13 protein-coding genes and 1 pseudogene are annotated in these 15,264 nt (G+C 62.5%); 3 read left to right on the top strand and 11 right to left on the bottom strand.

Annotation, left to right across the window (positions count from 1 at the left end; all coding sequences use genetic code 11):
- Positions 1 to 17 precede the first annotated feature (17 nt).
- Entirely contained in the window at positions 18 to 1,559 is a 1,542-nt protein-coding gene (locus tag WMO24_RS03830; protein WP_349214994.1) for a UDP-glucose--hexose-1-phosphate uridylyltransferase, read from the bottom strand.
- Between the two features lie 445 nt (positions 1,560 to 2,004).
- On the opposite strand from WMO24_RS03830, the gene asnS reads away from it, so the two are divergent.
- Positions 2,005 to 3,390, top strand: coding sequence for an asparagine--tRNA ligase (gene asnS / locus WMO24_RS03835; protein ID WP_349214995.1), 1,386 nt, complete (start codon positions 2,005 to 2,007; stop codon positions 3,388 to 3,390).
- An 82-nt stretch (positions 3,391 to 3,472) separates the two neighbouring features.
- On the opposite strand, the gene WMO24_RS03840 is transcribed toward asnS, so the two are convergent.
- The 10 genes and pseudogenes from WMO24_RS03840 to WMO24_RS03890 all read right to left on the bottom strand — a co-directional run bounded on the left by WMO24_RS03840 (position 3,473) and on the right by WMO24_RS03890 (position 12,826).
- Positions 3,473 to 3,637, bottom strand: a complete 165-nt coding sequence (locus WMO24_RS03840) for a hypothetical protein (protein WP_349214996.1) — start codon at positions 3,635 to 3,637, stop codon at positions 3,473 to 3,475.
- A gap of 16 nt (positions 3,638 to 3,653) precedes the next feature.
- On the bottom strand, positions 3,654 to 4,091 hold the full coding sequence (locus tag WMO24_RS03845; RefSeq protein WP_349214997.1) for a hypothetical protein: 438 nt from the start codon (positions 4,089 to 4,091) through the stop codon (positions 3,654 to 3,656).
- A 24-nt stretch (positions 4,092 to 4,115) separates the two neighbouring features.
- Positions 4,116 to 5,141, bottom strand: a complete 1,026-nt coding sequence (locus tag WMO24_RS03850; RefSeq protein WP_349214998.1) for a Gfo/Idh/MocA family protein — start codon at positions 5,139 to 5,141, stop codon at positions 4,116 to 4,118.
- A gap of 12 nt (positions 5,142 to 5,153) precedes the next feature.
- Positions 5,154 to 5,321 (bottom strand): hypothetical protein, encoded by a 168-nt coding sequence (locus tag WMO24_RS03855; RefSeq protein ID WP_349214999.1) that lies wholly within the window; start codon positions 5,319 to 5,321, stop codon positions 5,154 to 5,156.
- An 83-nt stretch (positions 5,322 to 5,404) separates the two neighbouring features.
- Positions 5,405 to 6,067 (bottom strand): serine O-acetyltransferase EpsC, encoded by a 663-nt coding sequence (gene epsC / locus WMO24_RS03860; RefSeq protein WP_349215000.1) that lies wholly within the window; start codon positions 6,065 to 6,067, stop codon positions 5,405 to 5,407.
- A gap of 135 nt (positions 6,068 to 6,202) precedes the next feature.
- Positions 6,203 to 7,842, bottom strand: a pseudogene (locus WMO24_RS15795) (carbon starvation CstA family protein).
- 342 nt (positions 7,843 to 8,184) lie between these two features.
- A complete protein-coding gene (locus tag WMO24_RS03875) occupies positions 8,185 to 9,336 on the bottom strand; it encodes an AI-2E family transporter (protein WP_349215002.1) in 1,152 nt (383 codons plus the stop codon).
- A 16-nt stretch (positions 9,337 to 9,352) separates the two neighbouring features.
- Positions 9,353 to 11,029 (bottom strand): M23 family metallopeptidase, encoded by a 1,677-nt coding sequence (locus WMO24_RS03880; protein WP_349215003.1) that lies wholly within the window; start codon positions 11,027 to 11,029, stop codon positions 9,353 to 9,355.
- Positions 11,030 to 11,039: 10 nt separating this feature from the next.
- Positions 11,040 to 12,278, bottom strand: a complete 1,239-nt coding sequence (locus tag WMO24_RS03885; protein ID WP_349215004.1) for a M23 family metallopeptidase — start codon at positions 12,276 to 12,278, stop codon at positions 11,040 to 11,042.
- Between the two features lie 56 nt (positions 12,279 to 12,334).
- Positions 12,335 to 12,826: an SLOG family protein gene (locus WMO24_RS03890; protein WP_349215005.1), complete on the bottom strand. Its 492-nt coding sequence runs from the start codon at positions 12,824 to 12,826 to the stop codon at positions 12,335 to 12,337.
- A gap of 157 nt (positions 12,827 to 12,983) precedes the next feature.
- Between WMO24_RS03890 and WMO24_RS03895 the strand changes: the two genes are divergently transcribed.
- Complete coding sequence (locus tag WMO24_RS03895) at positions 12,984 to 14,147, top strand: aminotransferase class I/II-fold pyridoxal phosphate-dependent enzyme (RefSeq protein ID WP_349215006.1); 1,164 nt, start codon at positions 12,984 to 12,986, stop codon at positions 14,145 to 14,147.
- Between the two features lie 41 nt (positions 14,148 to 14,188).
- The gene (locus tag WMO24_RS03900; protein ID WP_349215007.1) at positions 14,189 to 15,262 is read left to right on the top strand and encodes a bifunctional chorismate mutase/prephenate dehydratase; all 1,074 of its coding nucleotides are present in this window, start codon (positions 14,189 to 14,191) and stop codon (positions 15,260 to 15,262) included.
- Positions 15,263 to 15,264: the final 2 nt, after the last annotated feature.

Genomic DNA, 15,264 nt, shown 5'->3' on the forward strand with positions numbered 1-15,264 from the left:
TTGGTGTTTGTGAAGTCTTAAAGTTTCGCACAGCCCAGCTTTGCCAGGAACCGGTCAAAAGCGGCCTGACCCGCCGGGGTCTGCTTGAACACGCCCGCGTGCTCCAGGCAGGTCTCAAACTTGGCGCCGATCTCCTGTTTGACGATCTCCAGCGCCTTGGCCTCGCTGGTGCCGCAGCCGTATTTTTCCACCAGAAAATCGATCCAGTCGCTGTGCTCGGGCGCGGCGGCCTTGGCGTCGGCGGCGTCCATGCGGCCCGCCAGCACCTTGGCCACCAGGGCCGACTGCTTCTCCAGCCGGCTGGGCAGAATGGCCAGGCCCATGACCTCGATCAGGCCGATGTTCTCTTTCTTGATGTGGTGGATCTCGGGATGGGGATGGAAGATGCCCGCCGGGTACTCTTCGCTGGTGCGGTTGTTCCGGGGAACCAGATCCAGCACATAGCCCGCCTCGCTGTCGTAGTGCAAAATGGGGGTCACGGTGTTGTGGGCCACGCTCTCGCCGTTCTCCTCGGTGGTGGCCAGAATGTCCGCCGCCGCGTCGGAATAGCCGCGCCAGGTCTGCAGGAACTGCTCGGCAAAGGCCTGCATCTGGGCCACGTCACGGCCGGTGACGCGCACAGTGCTCACCGGCCAGCGCAGCGTTTCGATCTTCACGTCCGGATACGCCGGGTGCTGATAGGTGTTCAGCGTCTGGGCGCGCTGCATGGGGAAGGTGTAGCGGCCGCCCTGGAAGTGCATGTGGCTGAGAATGCTGCCGCCCACAATGGGCAGGTCCGCGTTGGAGCCGCAGGTGTAATGGGGAAACTGGCGCACAAAATCAAACAGCTGGGCAAAGGTGCGGGGCTGAATGCGCATGGGCTCGTGTTTTTCCGCGAACACGATGCAGTGCTCGTTGTAATAGACATAGGGGCTGTACTGCAGGTACCAGCGCTCGCCGCACAGGCTCAGGGGCACGATGCGGTGGTTCTGGCGCGCGGGGAAGTTCACCCGGCCCGCGTAGCCGATGTTCTCCGGGCACAGCATGCACTTGGGATAGCTGGCCGCGGGCTGCAGGCGCTCCAAAGCGATGGTCTTGGGGTCCTTTTCCGGCTTGGTCAGGTTGATGGTGATCTCCAGCGTGCCGTATTTGCAGGGATAGTCCCACTGAATATTTTTGGCGATCTGTGCGGTGCGGATGTAGTTGGACACGATGCACAAATCGTAGAAGTAGTCCGTGGCGGCCTTGGAACCGCCCGTTTTCCACAGTGCGTCAAACTTGGCGGCCACCTCGCTTTCCCGGGGCATGACCGCACCCATGATGCGCGCTTCAAAGTTCACGCGCAAAGCGGGCACCTCGTTGTCAAACAGGCCTTTTTCGGCGGCGCAGTCCAAAAGGCCTTCCAAAATTTCCGTGGGTACGTCCAAATGTTCCTCGGGCACTTCCCCCGACCAGGGCTCGGACAGGCCGAACAGGTCCAGCAGGGTGTTGCGGGCCACATACTCGTCCAGTTCGGTGATGAGCGAATGTTGCAGGCTGAAACGAAGCAGCCGTTCGATCAGGAGCGCGGTCTCTGCCATGAAAACTCCTCCTCTTGTGGAAAACAAAAAGCTTGGTTCGCATCGGTCTTTATCTTCATTATATCGGCGGCAGCCCGCGCTTTCCATGTACTTTTGTTGTGGAATGCGGCGAATCTGTCCCCACTTGACAAACCGGCCGCGGGAATGGTACCATAAAAGCCAAAGGCAGCGACGGAGAAAAGTAAGGCGATCCGGCAGGCAAAGCGAGCGGGGGATGGTGGAAGCCCTGCGCCGCGCCCCGCGTGAAGAACCCTCCCGAGCCGCAAGCCGAACACTTTCGGGCCAGTAGGTGCGCCGTGGGCAGCGCGTTAAGCTGCAACGCTTTTTCGAGCGGAAAAGGGACCGCCTTCGGCGGTAATTTAGGTGGCACCGCGGATCTGACAGCGATTCGTCCTAAAGAGGACGGTCGGGCTGTCGGATTTTTTATTTTCAGGAGTGATGTACAATGAAACGAACGGAGATTCGCCAGCTCTACCGCGAGACCCCGGCGGACGGCGCGGTTGTCACCGTGTGCGGCTGGGCCAGAACGGTGCGCGATTCCAAGAACATCGGCTTCATCGAACTGTCGGACGGCGGCTGCTTCAAGCCGCTGCAGATCGTGTTCGAAGCGGCCAAGCTGGACAACTACCGGGAGATCGCCAAGGCCGGTGTGGGCACCAGCCTGCAGGTGACCGGCCGGGTGGTGCTGACCCCGGGCGCCAAGCAGCCCTTTGAGGTGAACGCCGACGAAATTCGGGTGCTGGGTGTCTGCGGCCCCGAGTATCCTTTGCAGAAAAAACGCCACACGGTTGAATTTTTGCGCACCATGCCTCATCTGCGCCCCCGCACCAACACCTTTGCGGCGGCCTTCCGGGTGCGCAGCGTGGCAGCTTACGCCATTCACAAGTTCTTCCAGGAGAACGGCTTTGTCTACGCCCATACGCCGCTGATCACCGGGTCCGACTGCGAGGGCGCAGGCGAGATGTTCCGGGTGACCACGCTGGATCTGGACAATGTGCCCCGCACCGAGGACGGAACCGTGGACTTCTCCCAGGACTTCTTCGGCCGTTCCACCAACCTGACCGTGTCCGGCCAGCTGGAAGCCGAGGCCATGGCCACGGCTTTCGGCAAGGTGTACACCTTTGGCCCCACCTTCCGGGCGGAGAATTCCAACACGCCCCGTCATGCGGCGGAGTTCTGGATGATTGAGCCGGAGATCGCCTTTGCGGACCTGGCCGACGACATGGACCTGGCCGAGGCCATGGTCAAAAGCGTCATCGCCTATGTGCTGGAGCAGTGCCCCGCCGAGCTGGCGTTCTTCAACCAGTTCTTTGACAAGGGCCTGCTGGAGCGCCTGAACGCGCTGGTCAACAGCGAGTTCGTGCGCGTCAGCTACACCGAGGCCGTGGAACTTTTGAAAGCCCACAACGACCAGTTCCAGTACAAAGTGGACTGGGGCACCGACCTGCAGACCGAGCACGAGCGCTATCTGACCGAGCAGATCTACAAAAAGCCGGTGTTCGTCACCGATTATCCCAAGGAGATCAAGTCCTTCTACATGCGGCTGAACGACGACGGCAAGACCGTGGCCGCGGCGGATATGCTGGTGCCGGGCGTGGGCGAACTAATCGGCGGCAGCCAGCGTGAAGAGCGCCTGGACGTGCTGGAAGCACGCATGGCGGAGCTGGGCCTGGGCAAAGAGGACTACGAGTGGTATCTGGACCTGCGGCGGTTCGGCAGCGTGGAGCACGCGGGCTTCGGCCTGGGCTTCGAGCGCCTGATCATGTATTTGACGGGCATCCCCAACATCCGGGACGTGATCCCCTTCCCCCGCACGGCCGGCGGCTTTTAAATGAAAACAAAAAGGGAGCAGAACTGCTCCCTTTTTGGTAGGACAAGAAAGCAGGGAGAGGCAGCTGCCTCTCCCTGCTTTTTTACGGTTTCTTTTTGGAAAGCTGCAGAATGCCGCAGACGCCGGCAACGGCACACAAAACCGCGGGAATGCCGGTCCCCAGGTTGTTCATTTCCATACCGCCGGCGCCGATCAGCACCACCGCCGCCACAAAGTTCATGACAATGCAGAAAACAAACGCTTTCATATTGCTTTCCATCCTTTTATTGGCAGATCTTTGCAAGCTCTTCCATCAGCTGCGACGCGTCGTTCAGCCGGTGCGTCCGGTAGTTGGCGGAAAGTTCGCCCGCCTCGGAAAAATACACCGTGGCCACCCACGCATTTTCATCAAAGGTGTGCACATAAGCCACCCGGTCCGACAATTTCCGGGTGGAGCCGTCGGAAAAGGGCGTGTGCAGGGTCCGGTGGTAAGTGGCGTCTGCAAACAGCGCCCGAATGAGGTCCTGCTGTTCCGGGGTAAGGCGGTCGTATTGAGAGACCTCCATGTGGGGCTTGCCGTTCTCAATGGTGGTCTGTTCCAGCAAAACCAGCAGCTGATCGCTGCCGTTCAGCGTATCCGCCAGGGGCAGCGGCCGAAAATAAACAAACAGGCCGATGGCGGCAAGCACCAAAAGTCCCGCTGCCAGCCGTTTCTTTTTCATGGGTTCGGTCTCCCTTCTATCCGGTCAGGGTGTTTCCGGGTGCCAGGTCCGGCCGGTCCGGCCGGAAGCATAGACGCCCAGCACCACTTCCAGTGCCTGACGGCCCTGCTGCGCGTCCACCAGCAGCGGCGTGCCGTTGCGCACAGCGTCCACAAAATTGGCAATTTGCAGCGTATGGCCCGCCGCGCCGATGGCATTGGGGTCGGCTGCGCCGCTGTTGGCTCCTTCGCCCACAGGCACCGGGCAGGGGATGGGAAGGTCCCAGCGGACCAGAGCGTCCTCCACCAGTACGATGCTGCCTTCGGTGCCGCAGATCTCCAGCCGCCGGGGATAGCCCGGATGGCAGGCGGTGGAACCGGTGAGCGTGCCCACCGCACCGTTTTCAAATTCCAGCAAAGCGGCGGCCGTGTCCTCCACTTCGATGGCGTGGGCGCGGGTGAGCACCGACGCCCGGATGCTGGTCACCGGGCCCATCAGCCAGCGCAGAAGATCGACCCCGTGGATGCCCTGGTTCATCAGGGCGCCGCCGCCGTCCATGGCCCAGGTCCCCCGCCAGCCGCCGGCCTGGTAATAGGCTTCGCTGCGGTAATAGTTCATGGACAGATTGGCGCACACAAGCCGGCCGAACGCCCCGGCGTCCAGCGCCTGCCGCACGGCCTGCACCGCCGGCTGAAACCGAAGCTGGGAGATCACGCACACCTTGCGGCCGGTCTGCCGGGCGGCGGCCAGAACCCGGTCCGCGTCTTCCAGCGTCAGGCTCATGGGCTTTTCCACCACCACGTGCTTCCCGGCGGCCATGGCTTCCAGCGCCTGCCGGGCGTGCAGACCGCTGGGGGTGCACAGGCATACGGCGTCCACCGGGCCTGCCAGCAGCTCTTCCAGAGTGTCAAAAGCGCGGGCGCCATGGGCGGCGGCGAAGGTGCGGGCTTTTTGAGGGTTGCCGGAACAGCAGGCGGTCAGCACCGCGCCGGAGGTGTTTTCAATGGCCTGTGCGTGGAAAGCAGCGACGGAGCCGCAGCCCACAATGCCGAAACGAAGCAGTTCTTCCATGTGGAGTCCTCCTCAAAATGTGGTAAATGCGTAAAGAATCAACCGAAGCCCCAAAAGCGCCAGCCCTGCGGCGCACAGGCCCACCACCACGGAAATTCCCCGGCTTTGGGTCATGCGCCGCGCCTTGGCCAGCAGCAGAAGGCCGCATAAAACAAACAGCGCTCCGGTGAACAGAAACATGCGCAGATCCTCCGTCAAACAAAAAAGGGCAGGCCCGGCCCCGGGGCCGAACCTGCCCTTCGGAACACAAAAGGCAAAACCGTTTATTCGTAATCGTCCTCTCCGCCGCCGCGGGAGAAATCGTGGGCGCGCTCTTCCAGCTGGGTGATGCGCTTTTGCAGCGCCGCCAGCTCGGCCCGCACAATGTCGGGATAATCCCGCTGGTTCAGCACTTCACTTTCGTGCTGCACCTTGTTGCCGTTGATGCGCACCACCCGGGCCGGAATGCCGATGGCGGTGGCGTTGGCCGGAATGTTGGCCAGCACCACGCTGTTGGCGCCGATGCGGCTGTTTTCGCCGATGACGATGGGGCCCAGCACCTTGCACCCGGTGCCGATGAGCACGTTGTCGCAAATGGTGGGGTGGCGCTTGCCCTCGTCCTTGCCGGTACCGCCCAGCGTCACGCCGTGGTACAGCGTCACGTTGTTGCCGATCTCGGCGGTCTCGCCGATGACGACCCCCGCGCCGTGGTCGATGAAAAGTCCGTCGCCAATGGTGGCGCCGGGATGGATCTCGATGCCCGTGAATCCGCGTCCCCACTGACTGACCATCCGCGCCAGGAAAAAACGCCGGTGCCGGAACAGCCAGTGCGACACCCTGTAGAACACCAGCGCATGGAAGCCCGGATACAACAGCATGACCTCGGCCAGCGTCCGGGCGGCCGGGTCCTTCTCCCGCATGGAACGGGCGTCTGCCAAAAGGCCCATGCACAACACTCCTTTGTCTACAAAATCAGGATACATACAAGTATACCATGCCAAAAGCCGTCGCACAAGCGCAAAAAAAACGGGCGCGGAAGGCTTTTCCTTCCGCGCCCGCAACACCCCTCAAAGTTTGTGCGCTCAGTTTTCGGCTTTGGCCGGCTCCTGAGCCAGCAGTTTTTTCACGCCCTGCACAGCCACGATGATGCCCAGTGCAAACAGGGCCACCGCGCTCAGCAGCTGGTTGGCAGAGCCGAACAGCGGCCAGATGGACTGATAACCGGCCTTGGCCAGCAGGTAGCTGAGAACCAGCGTCAGCACCGTGGCAAAGTATTTGTTGGTGACCACTTTGCGCCAGGGCTCCATATGGTCATCCTCAATGGAAGCGTCCAGGAACAGTTCCTGGAAGGACAGACGGCCGATGCGGGCCACGCTGTCCAGGCTGGTCAGCGCAAAGGCGGACACCGCCAGGTTGATCAGCGTGAAGATCAGGTTGCAGGACAGGCCCAGCTTTGCCAGGAAGCCTGCCACGCCGCCTGCGAAGATCTGGGCGGGCGTGGTGTAGCCCTGAGCTGCGGCCTCGCCGGTGGCAAAGCTGCCCACGGCGATCAGCGCGATCACCGCCAGCATGGACTCCATCAGCATGGCGCCGAAGGAGACGGGAAGCATGTTCTTCTCGTTTTTGATCTGCTTGGACGCAGTGCCCGAGGACACCAGGCTGTGGAAGCCGGACACAGCGCCGCAGGCGATGGTGACGAACAAAATGGGGAACATGTAGCCCGTACCCTCCACGTAGAAGGAGGTGAAGGCCGGCAGGTTGATGGAAGGATTGGTCAGCAGAACGCCCACCACGGCGGCCACGATCATGAACACCAGCAGGTAGCTGTTCAGATAGTCACGGGGCTGCAGCAGCGCCCACACAGGCACCACGCTGGCCACGAAGATGTAGGCGAAGATCACCAGGTGCCAGGTGCCCTGGGAGATGAACACCGGAGCGTGCAGGCCCACGGCCACGCCCGCCACCAGCAGCAGGATGGCAATGGCGGTGTTCACCCATTTGTGCAGCTTGCCGTAGCGCAGCAAAAAGCCCAGGGCCACGGCTTCCACAATGAACAGCATGGAGGTGGTGGCCACGTTGCCGTTGGCCACGATCTGCGAACCGTCGGTCGCAAAGCCGTTGAATGTGCCCGCGACCACGTCCGCAAAAGCGGCGACCACCAGAATGCAGAACAGCCAGCAGAACAGAAGGAACAGCTTTTGCCCCATTTGCCGATGTATTCTTCAATGATGTAGCCGATGGTGCGGCCCTTGTTTTTCACAGAGGCGTACATGGACGAGAAGTCCTGCACGGCGCCGAAGAACACGCCGCCGATGAGCACCCACAAAAGCACGGGTACCCAGCCGAACACCGCGGCCTGGATGGGGCCGTTGATGGGGCCTGCGCCTGCGATGGAGGCGAACTGGTGGCCGAAGACCACGTTGGTGTCCGCCGGTTCATAGTCCACGCCGTCTTCAAATTCGTAGGCGGGTGTTTTTGCGTTGGGGTCGATGCCCCAGGTTTTCGCCAGCCAGCGGCCATAGACCAGATAGCCGGCGCCCAGCACGACGATGGCGATGCACATCATGATGAGTCCGTTCATATTGATTCCCTCTCTCGTTGATTTTTCACCGTTAAAAAACAGGGTTTCGCCTTCTTTGTGAAGACGAAACCCTGTATACAAGTTCCGCGGTACCACTTCGCTTGCCGCAAGCGCGGCCCCTTTGCGGTGTCGAAAAAACATGCCCGCCGATAACGGGGCGGCGTCCGGCCGCGTTTACTGGGAAGAATCCGTTGGACGCGGCTGCTCGCAGGGGATGCCTAACCTGGTCTGCTGCCGCCTTGCACCATCCGGCGGTTCTCTGAAAGCAGGGGCCCATGCAGTACTGCCTGTACGCTGCATTTAACGATGCTGATGTGTATTATCATACCGCCAGAGGAGACATTCGTCAATGGACAAAATGCAATAAGTTTAACAACTAAACACTATGTGCGTTGTGAATTTTACACACAAAGAAAGCGGAGGACGTATCCTCCGCTTTATGAGTTAAACACTGTGCGATCGAGAGCCGGACCCCCGGCGGCGTCAGGAAGCCGCATGCTTTTTGGCCTCTTTTTCCGCCAGCCGGTACTGGGTGACGCGGCGCATCAGCGTGTACAGAATGCTGCACACCGGCACGGCAAACAGCATGCCGCCGATACCCCACAAACTGCCGCCCACCGTGACGCTGGCCAGCACCCAAATGGCGGGCAGACCCACCGAGGAACCCACCACCCGGGGATAGATCAGGTTCCCTTCGATCTGCTGCAGCGTCAACAGGAAAATCACAAACAGAATGGCCTGAACAGGGTCCACCATCATGATCATGAAGGCGCCCACCACAGTGCCGATCACCGCGCCCACAATGGGGATCAGAGCGCAGAAGCCCACCAGCGCGCCGATCATGGGCGCATAGGGGAAACGGAACAGCGTCATGCCCAGCCAGCAAAGCGTGCCCAGAATGCAGGCCTCAATGCACTGGCCGGTGACAAAGCTGGCAAAAGTGTCGGAGGAAAGGCGCGTCACATACAAGAGCCCTTTGGCGAAGCGCTCGGGCAGGAAGGCACGGCAGACCGCCGTGCACTGGGCTTTCAGCTTTTCCTTGCCCAGCAGGATGTACAGCGCCAGAATGAAGGCGATGACCACATTGGTCACGCCGCCCACCGTGGCGGAAATGACCTGCACGGTACCGCCCAGCAGGGAGCTGAATTGGCCGGTCAGGTAGGTGATGATGTCTCGGCCGGTTTTGGCCCAGTCGATGTCCAGCCCGGCCAGCCAGCTCTCCAGCTGGGGAAAGCGGTCGGCGTTGTCCTGCAGCCAGGCCGTGGCCTTGGCCAGGAAGGGCGGCACGGTGTTGGCCAGCACCACAAGGGCATTGACCAGTTCCGGAACCACCAGCCAGAACACCGCGGTGAGCACAGCCAGAATGAACACCAGCGAGATGAGGATGCACAGGGGCCGGCGCAGCCGCTTCAGCACCGGCTTTTGAGTGCGGAGGAACAGGTGCCGTTCCAGAAAGCGCATGGGCACGTTCAGCACAAAGGCAATGCAGAAGCCCAGCGTCAGCGGGAACAGCACCCCGGCCAGCAGCCCTAGCGCCGCGCCCAGCAGCGCCAGGTTGCACAGCGCCCAGTACAGGACCACGCAGCCGCCCAGCACCAGGGCCAGGCGCAGCAGGGTGGGTTTATCCAGTTTCATAAAAGCACCTCTTTCGTCAGCTGATATAGGCCATGGGATCGGTGAGAGAACCGCCGATGTACAGCTCCAGATGGCAGTGGTTGCCCGAAGAGTAACCGGTGGAACCCACATAGCCGATGACCTGGCCGCGCGCCACACCCTGGCCGGCGCTTACCGCCAGGCTGGAGCAGTGGGCGTACAAAGTGGCCATGCCGTTGCCGTGGTCGATCTTCACATAGTTGCCCCAGCTGTAATGCCAGCCGGCTTCCACCACGGTGCCGCTGTCGCAGGCGTAGATGGGCGCGCCGTAAGGAGCGCGCAGGTCCACGCCGCGGTGGCCGCCCTGGCCGAACCGGGTGCTGATGCCCACGTAGTCCGGCACCGGGAACACCAGAACGCCCGAGCCGGTGATGGAGGTGGTGGGCGGCGTCTGGGTGCCCACTGCCACGATGCGGGGCGTCATCTCCTCGGTGACCGTGACCTGCAGCGGCACGCGGGAGACCTCCTGCCCGTCGATGCTGGTCACTTCGGCCACCACATGCTGGGTGCCGTTGCGGCCGGCCTGGATCACCTTCCGCACGCCGGTGTAATAGTCGTCGCTCTCCACTTCCTCGGTGGTGTAGGCGATCTCCTCGTCGTACTCCACCACGTCGATGGTCTTGACCTTCAGATAATCCGGGTTGGAATACAGGGCGTCGATCAGGGTGTCGGTGCCTTCAATGGACGAGGTGAAATACACGCCGGGCACCAGCTGCACGTCCTGGGCGAATTCCACCCGGTGGTTTTCGTTCTGGCTCTCCTGATAGGGGGCCAGGGCCTGGTTGAGCACGTCCTGAATGGCTTGGCCGTCGGTGGCCACGCCCAGCAGTTCGCCGTTGATGTGCACGCCCGTGGCGTTCTGGATCTCGTCGCTGGCGCTGGCGATGATATCGTCCGCCAGCTGGAAGGCCGTGGACCGGGCGGCCGCGTCAATGGGGCGAATGGAGAAGGTGGGCTCGGCGGTCCAGTCCCGGGCGCTCTCATCCGAGGCGATGATGCGCTCGCGCACGTAGTTTTCGGCGCTTTCCCACACGTTTTCATTCTCAATGAAGCCCAGCATCTGGCCGTTGTACTCCACGGCCAGCGAGTAGTCGTAGGACAGGACCTGATGCACGGTGAACACCAGCACCGCCGCCGCGCCCAGCGGCATCAGGTAACGAAGGGCGTTGCCCACCAGATAGCGGTAGGCCTTTACGCCGCTTTTCAGATAGTTCAGACCGTCTTTGCTTCCCTCGCCTTCCTGCGCGGCCCGGTAGGCGTTGCGCAGGCCCCGGGCAAAGCGGCGGAAGGGCTCGGTCAGATCCTGTACGATCAGGCCGAAAAAGCGCAGGACCGGCAGCAGAAACAGCAGCGTCAGCGCAACGGCGCCGCTGCGCAGCGCCCGCAGAATGCGGCGCAACCGGCGGCCCGCCCGCACAAAGGCGTATTCGGTCTGCTGGCCCACCCGGTAAAACAGCTGGCCCAGGGCGTTCCAAACGGCCCCGGCGGGAATTTTTCCGTTCTGCGGCTGGGCGGCGCCGTCATTGGCGCCCCGCTGCAGGTTGGTCACGATCTTGTGCAGCACCGGGGTATCCGCTTTGGGTGCGGCGGCCTGCTCCTGGGGCGCGTCTGCGGCCGGCGCTGTCTCCGGCTGCTGCGCAGGCAGGTTTTCCGGTGTGTGATTGGTAGGTTCCATGGGTTGCTCCTTACTGTGCAAAATACAAACCGCTGCTTCCGTCGAACAAAGCGGCGGGGTCAATGCTCTGGTTGCCGATGCGGGCCTCAAAGAACAGGCGTTCGCCGCTCAGCCCCAGCTGAGCGCCCTGCTCCAGCGTCTGGCCCTTTTCACAACTCAGCTGTGACAGGTAGAAAAAGTAGGTTTTCAGGCCCGCGCCGTGGTCCAGCACCACGGTGTTGCCCGTCAGCTCCAGCGAGCCCGCAAACACCACGGTGCCCGCGGCCGGCGCCGTCACCGGCGACGAGGCCGCACAGCTGTATTCCACGCCGCTGGAGCGGCTGGGGCTTTGGCTGCCGCCCTCGTACACAAACGAGCCGTAGGGCACGCTTTCCACGGCGGACGCCAGAGGCGCCGTGAACCGGCCGCTCCAGGCCGGGGGTGTGGCGGACATACTGTACAGCGGATAGATGGCGTCCCGCCACTGCTGCAAAGCTACGGCCGACGCAGGCTCGGACGCGGGCGGATACAGGCGGGGATAATCCCGGTGCACCACGGTGACCACCGCGCTTTGCACAAAATCGCCGCAGCGCACGGTCACGGCATAGTCGCCCGGTTCCCGGTTGTAGTGCAGGCCCAGAAACGCCGCCTTTCCGCCGGGCACGTCCACGAAGGGCGTGGCGGGAAGATCGCTTTCCAGCTGCAGAGCCGCACCTTCGTCCAGCACGCCGCTGACCCGTACGCACACCACGCCGCCCTGTTCCAGCCGCGTGGAAGAGAACTGCACCTGCGGGGGCGCATTGACCGTGAAGGCCGCTTCATACCGAAAAACACCGTACCCCTTGCCCGCCCGGGGCTTGATCTCCACCGTGGCCCGCAGAATGTGCGTGCCGTTTTGGGAGAACGAAAGCTCCGTCCGCTGGGCGGAGTTCTCGCTGTACAGCGTGGCGCCGTCCGGCCCGGTGACCGTCAGGGCCACCAGCGCGTCTTTGGGAAGAGACAGGGGCACGGTGGCCTGCCCGATCTCGCCCAGGTCCTGCCGCGGAGAAGCGGCAGGTGCATAGGTTTTATACAGCACACCGTTCAGCACGGGCGCGTGCCATTCGCACTGGGTAGGGGTCAGGGTCTGCCCGTTCAGCGTCAGGGCAGGGGGCTCAAAGTCCGTCTCGTCGGTGCTGCGGTACAGCCAGAACAGCGTGCCGCCCACCAGGCCGCCCACCAGAACGGCCACCAGCAAAAGCCAGAGCAAGGTACGTTTCAGTGCGCGCATCCCACCGCCCCCTTACTGTATAATTAAGTTATTATAGCATATAAAAGGCATTTTCGTCAAAAAAGGGCCACGTTCAGGCTGCCCAGGTTCTCCACGTACAGCCCCCGGCGCAGCGCGTACCGCACGGTGTAGGCCGTGCCGCCCGAAGTGCGATTGCAGTAGCTGATGCAGTGGGCGGAGTTGTCCACCAGGTACCGGTCCCGGGCCAGATAGGCTTCCCGGCTTCCCCGGGGCAGCAGGCACACCCGCTTGTCGTACCGGGGCAGCAGCGTTTGCCGCCGGGCGCGCTGCGCGTCGGTCCACCGGCTGGTGAACCCGTCAAAAGGCTCTACCGCGATGACCCGGATCTGAGGATAGAGGGTGTCCCGCAGGTTCAGAAGGACCTCGGCGGCCAGGGTGTCAAACCCCACGGCGCCCCCCACGCCGAAATAGCGAACGCCCTGGGCCAGACGGCCGCGGACGGCCTCGGTCAGGCGGGCCTCCAGAAGCCGGGTATCCGCGGGGAGATCCCGGTGGCCGGTGAGGCAGCAGGTTTGCAGCGCTTTCATACGACCTCCTTATTATAAGGGTTTCTCCCTTCAAGATAAGCCAAAGAGACCGGCCCGTCAAGGGGAATTCCGGCGGCTTTTTTCGATGTTTTATTGCTAAACTTGTTCCAAACGTGGTATACTGGACCCAAATCGTCAAATCACGGAGGGAATGGGAATGCGTCAGTTTTTGGCAAAAGAGTGGCAGGGCGAGGAGACGAACCCCTTGATGACGGTGACGGACAAGGCGAAGCTGTATCCGGACATCATTGATTTTTCCATCGGAGATCCGGATCTTCCGGTGCCGGCGGAGATTCTGGAAAAGGCGGGGGCGGATGCGCTGGCCGGGTACACCAAGTACAGCGACCCCTGGGGATATCCGGAACTGCGGGACGCCATCGTGCGCTTTTACGCCGAGGACTATGGCGTGAACATCGGCCGGGAGAACGTGTTTGTGACCACGGCGGGCTGCGCGGCCATGAGCCTTGTGATGGAAGCCGTGCTGGAAGAAGGAGACGAGGTGCTTGTGTTCGACCCGTACTTCTCGGCCTATGAGCAGCAGGTGCGCATCCCGGGCGGCGTGCCCGTGTGCGTGCCCTGCACCGAAGAGGAGTGCTGGCAGCCCAACGTGCAGCGGGCCGAAGCCTATGTGACCGGCCGCACCAAGGCGCTGCTGATCAACACGCCCAACAACCCCACGGGCGTGTGCTATTCGGACGAGACCCTGGCCGCGCTGGCGGCGTTTGCCCGGCGGCACGATTTGCTGGTCATCGCGGATGACATTTACACCAGTTTTGTGTACGGCGGGCGCTTTGTCCCCATCATGAGCCTGCTGGAGATGGCGCAGCGCACGGTGACCATCAACAGTTTCAGCAAGAACTTTGTGATGACCGGCCTGCGGGTGGGCAACATCGTGGCCCCGGCGGAGATCTGCCGGGCGGTGAAGCGCATCAACGACAGCCTGATCTTCTCCGCGCCCAGCTATTCCCAGCGGGCGGCGCTGTACGCGCTGGAAAAACGGCACGAATACGCGCGGCAGATCGTGCCGGAATTTGAGAAACGCATGGCATACGGCGCAAAGCGCATCCGGGAGATCCCGGGCTTCACCCTCAGCCCTGCGGCGGGGGGCATCTACCTGTTCCCGGGCATCAAAAAGACCGGGCTGACCAGCATGGAGGCCTGCGCCCGGATTCTGGAAGAGGCCCATGTGCTGATGGTGCCCGGCTCGGCCTTCGGCGACGCGGGCGAGGGCTATCTGCGCATCGCCTGCACCGTGGGCGTGGACAAAATGGCCGAGGCCTTTGACCGGATGGCCCAAATGCCCCTGCTGCAATTGAAATAAGGCCGGTGCTCTGGTATACTGGCAAAAACGAGGTGGTTTGCGTGGACAAACTTTCACAGGCGCGCGCCGTCATTGACGAAGTGGACGCCCAGATGGCGCAGCTGTTCTGCCGCCGCATGGACGCGGTGCGGGACGTGGTGGCCTATAAAAAAGAACACGGCCTTCCGGTGCTGGATGCATCCCGGGAAGAGGCTGTGGTGGAAAAGAACCTGGCGCTGCTGCCGGACAAAGCGTACGCCGAATGGTACGAGGACTTTGTGCGGCACAACATGGCCGTGTCCCGGGCGTTTCAAAGCCGGGTGCTGGCCCGGGACGCCGTGGCCTATCAGGGGGTGGAGGGCGCCTTCAGCCACATTGCGCTGACCCGGCTGTTCCCCCATGCAGCGGCCCGGGCGTACCCCACCTGGGCCCAGGTGTTTGACGCGGTGGAAAAGGGCGAGGCCGCCTGCGGCGTGCTGCCCTTTGAAAACAGCCATGCGGGCGACGTCAGCGAAGTGCTGGATCTGTGCTTTGCCCACGAAGACCTGTGCGTGCAGCAGGTGTACGATCTGCCCGTGAGCCAGAACCTTCTGGGCGTGCCCGGCGCAAAGCTGAGCGAGGTCAGGCAGGTGGTGTCGCACCCGCAGGCGCTGCAGCAGTCGGCAAAGTTCCTGCGCACGCTGGGGCTGGAGACCCGGCCCATGGCCAACACCGCCGCCGCGGCCAAGTATGTGGCCGAGACCGGCGACGTGACGCTGGCGGCCATCGCCTCAAAAGAGACGGCGGCCCTGTACGGCCTTGCGGTGCTGGCGGAAGACGTGAACACCAGCGAGAGCAACACCACCCGGTTCATCGTCATCGGACGGGAGATGGCCGCGGCGGGCAACCGGTTCAGCCTGCTGTTTACCGTGGACCATGTGGCCGGCAGTCTGGCCCGGGTGGTGCAGGCCATCGGGGAGATGGGCTTCAACATGGAGTGCATCAAAAGCCGGCCCATGCCCCATGTGCCCTGGGAGTATTACTTTTATGTGGAGCTGGTGGGCGACGTGTCTTCGGACAGCTCCCGCGCGCTGTTGGAAAAACTGAACGGTCTGTGCCGCACCGCCCGGGTGCTGGGCGTGTACGGCCGGGAATAAAG

It is taken from the genome of Ruthenibacterium intestinale (assembly GCF_040096265.1).
GTDB lineage: Bacteria > Bacillota > Clostridia > Oscillospirales > Ruminococcaceae > Ruthenibacterium > Ruthenibacterium komagatae.

Excerpts from the sequence above, each read along its gene's own strand:
- WMO24_RS03855 (WP_349214999.1), bottom strand. The coding sequence starts at position 5,321 with ATGTTTCTGTTCACCGGAGCGCTGTTTGTTTTATGCGGCCTTCTGCTG.
- asnS (WP_349214995.1), top strand. The coding sequence starts at position 2,005 with ATGAAACGAACGGAGATTCGCCAGCTCTACCGCGAGACCCCGGCGGAC.
- WMO24_RS03890 (WP_349215005.1), bottom strand. The coding sequence starts at position 12,826 with ATGAAAGCGCTGCAAACCTGCTGCCTCACCGGCCACCGGGATCTCCCC.
- WMO24_RS03880 (WP_349215003.1), bottom strand. The coding sequence starts at position 11,029 with ATGGAACCTACCAATCACACACCGGAAAACCTGCCTGCGCAGCAGCCG.
- WMO24_RS03830 (WP_349214994.1), bottom strand. The coding sequence starts at position 1,559 with ATGGCAGAGACCGCGCTCCTGATCGAACGGCTGCTTCGTTTCAGCCTG.
- WMO24_RS03885 (WP_349215004.1), bottom strand. The coding sequence starts at position 12,278 with ATGCGCGCACTGAAACGTACCTTGCTCTGGCTTTTGCTGGTGGCCGTT.
- WMO24_RS03875 (WP_349215002.1), bottom strand. The coding sequence starts at position 9,336 with ATGAAACTGGATAAACCCACCCTGCTGCGCCTGGCCCTGGTGCTGGGC.
- WMO24_RS03840 (WP_349214996.1), bottom strand. The coding sequence starts at position 3,637 with ATGAAAGCGTTTGTTTTCTGCATTGTCATGAACTTTGTGGCGGCGGTG.
- WMO24_RS03850 (WP_349214998.1), bottom strand. The coding sequence starts at position 5,141 with ATGGAAGAACTGCTTCGTTTCGGCATTGTGGGCTGCGGCTCCGTCGCT.
- epsC (WP_349215000.1), bottom strand. The coding sequence starts at position 6,067 with ATGGGCCTTTTGGCAGACGCCCGTTCCATGCGGGAGAAGGACCCGGCC.
- WMO24_RS03845 (WP_349214997.1), bottom strand. The coding sequence starts at position 4,091 with ATGAAAAAGAAACGGCTGGCAGCGGGACTTTTGGTGCTTGCCGCCATC.
- WMO24_RS03895 (WP_349215006.1), top strand. The coding sequence starts at position 12,984 with ATGCGTCAGTTTTTGGCAAAAGAGTGGCAGGGCGAGGAGACGAACCCC.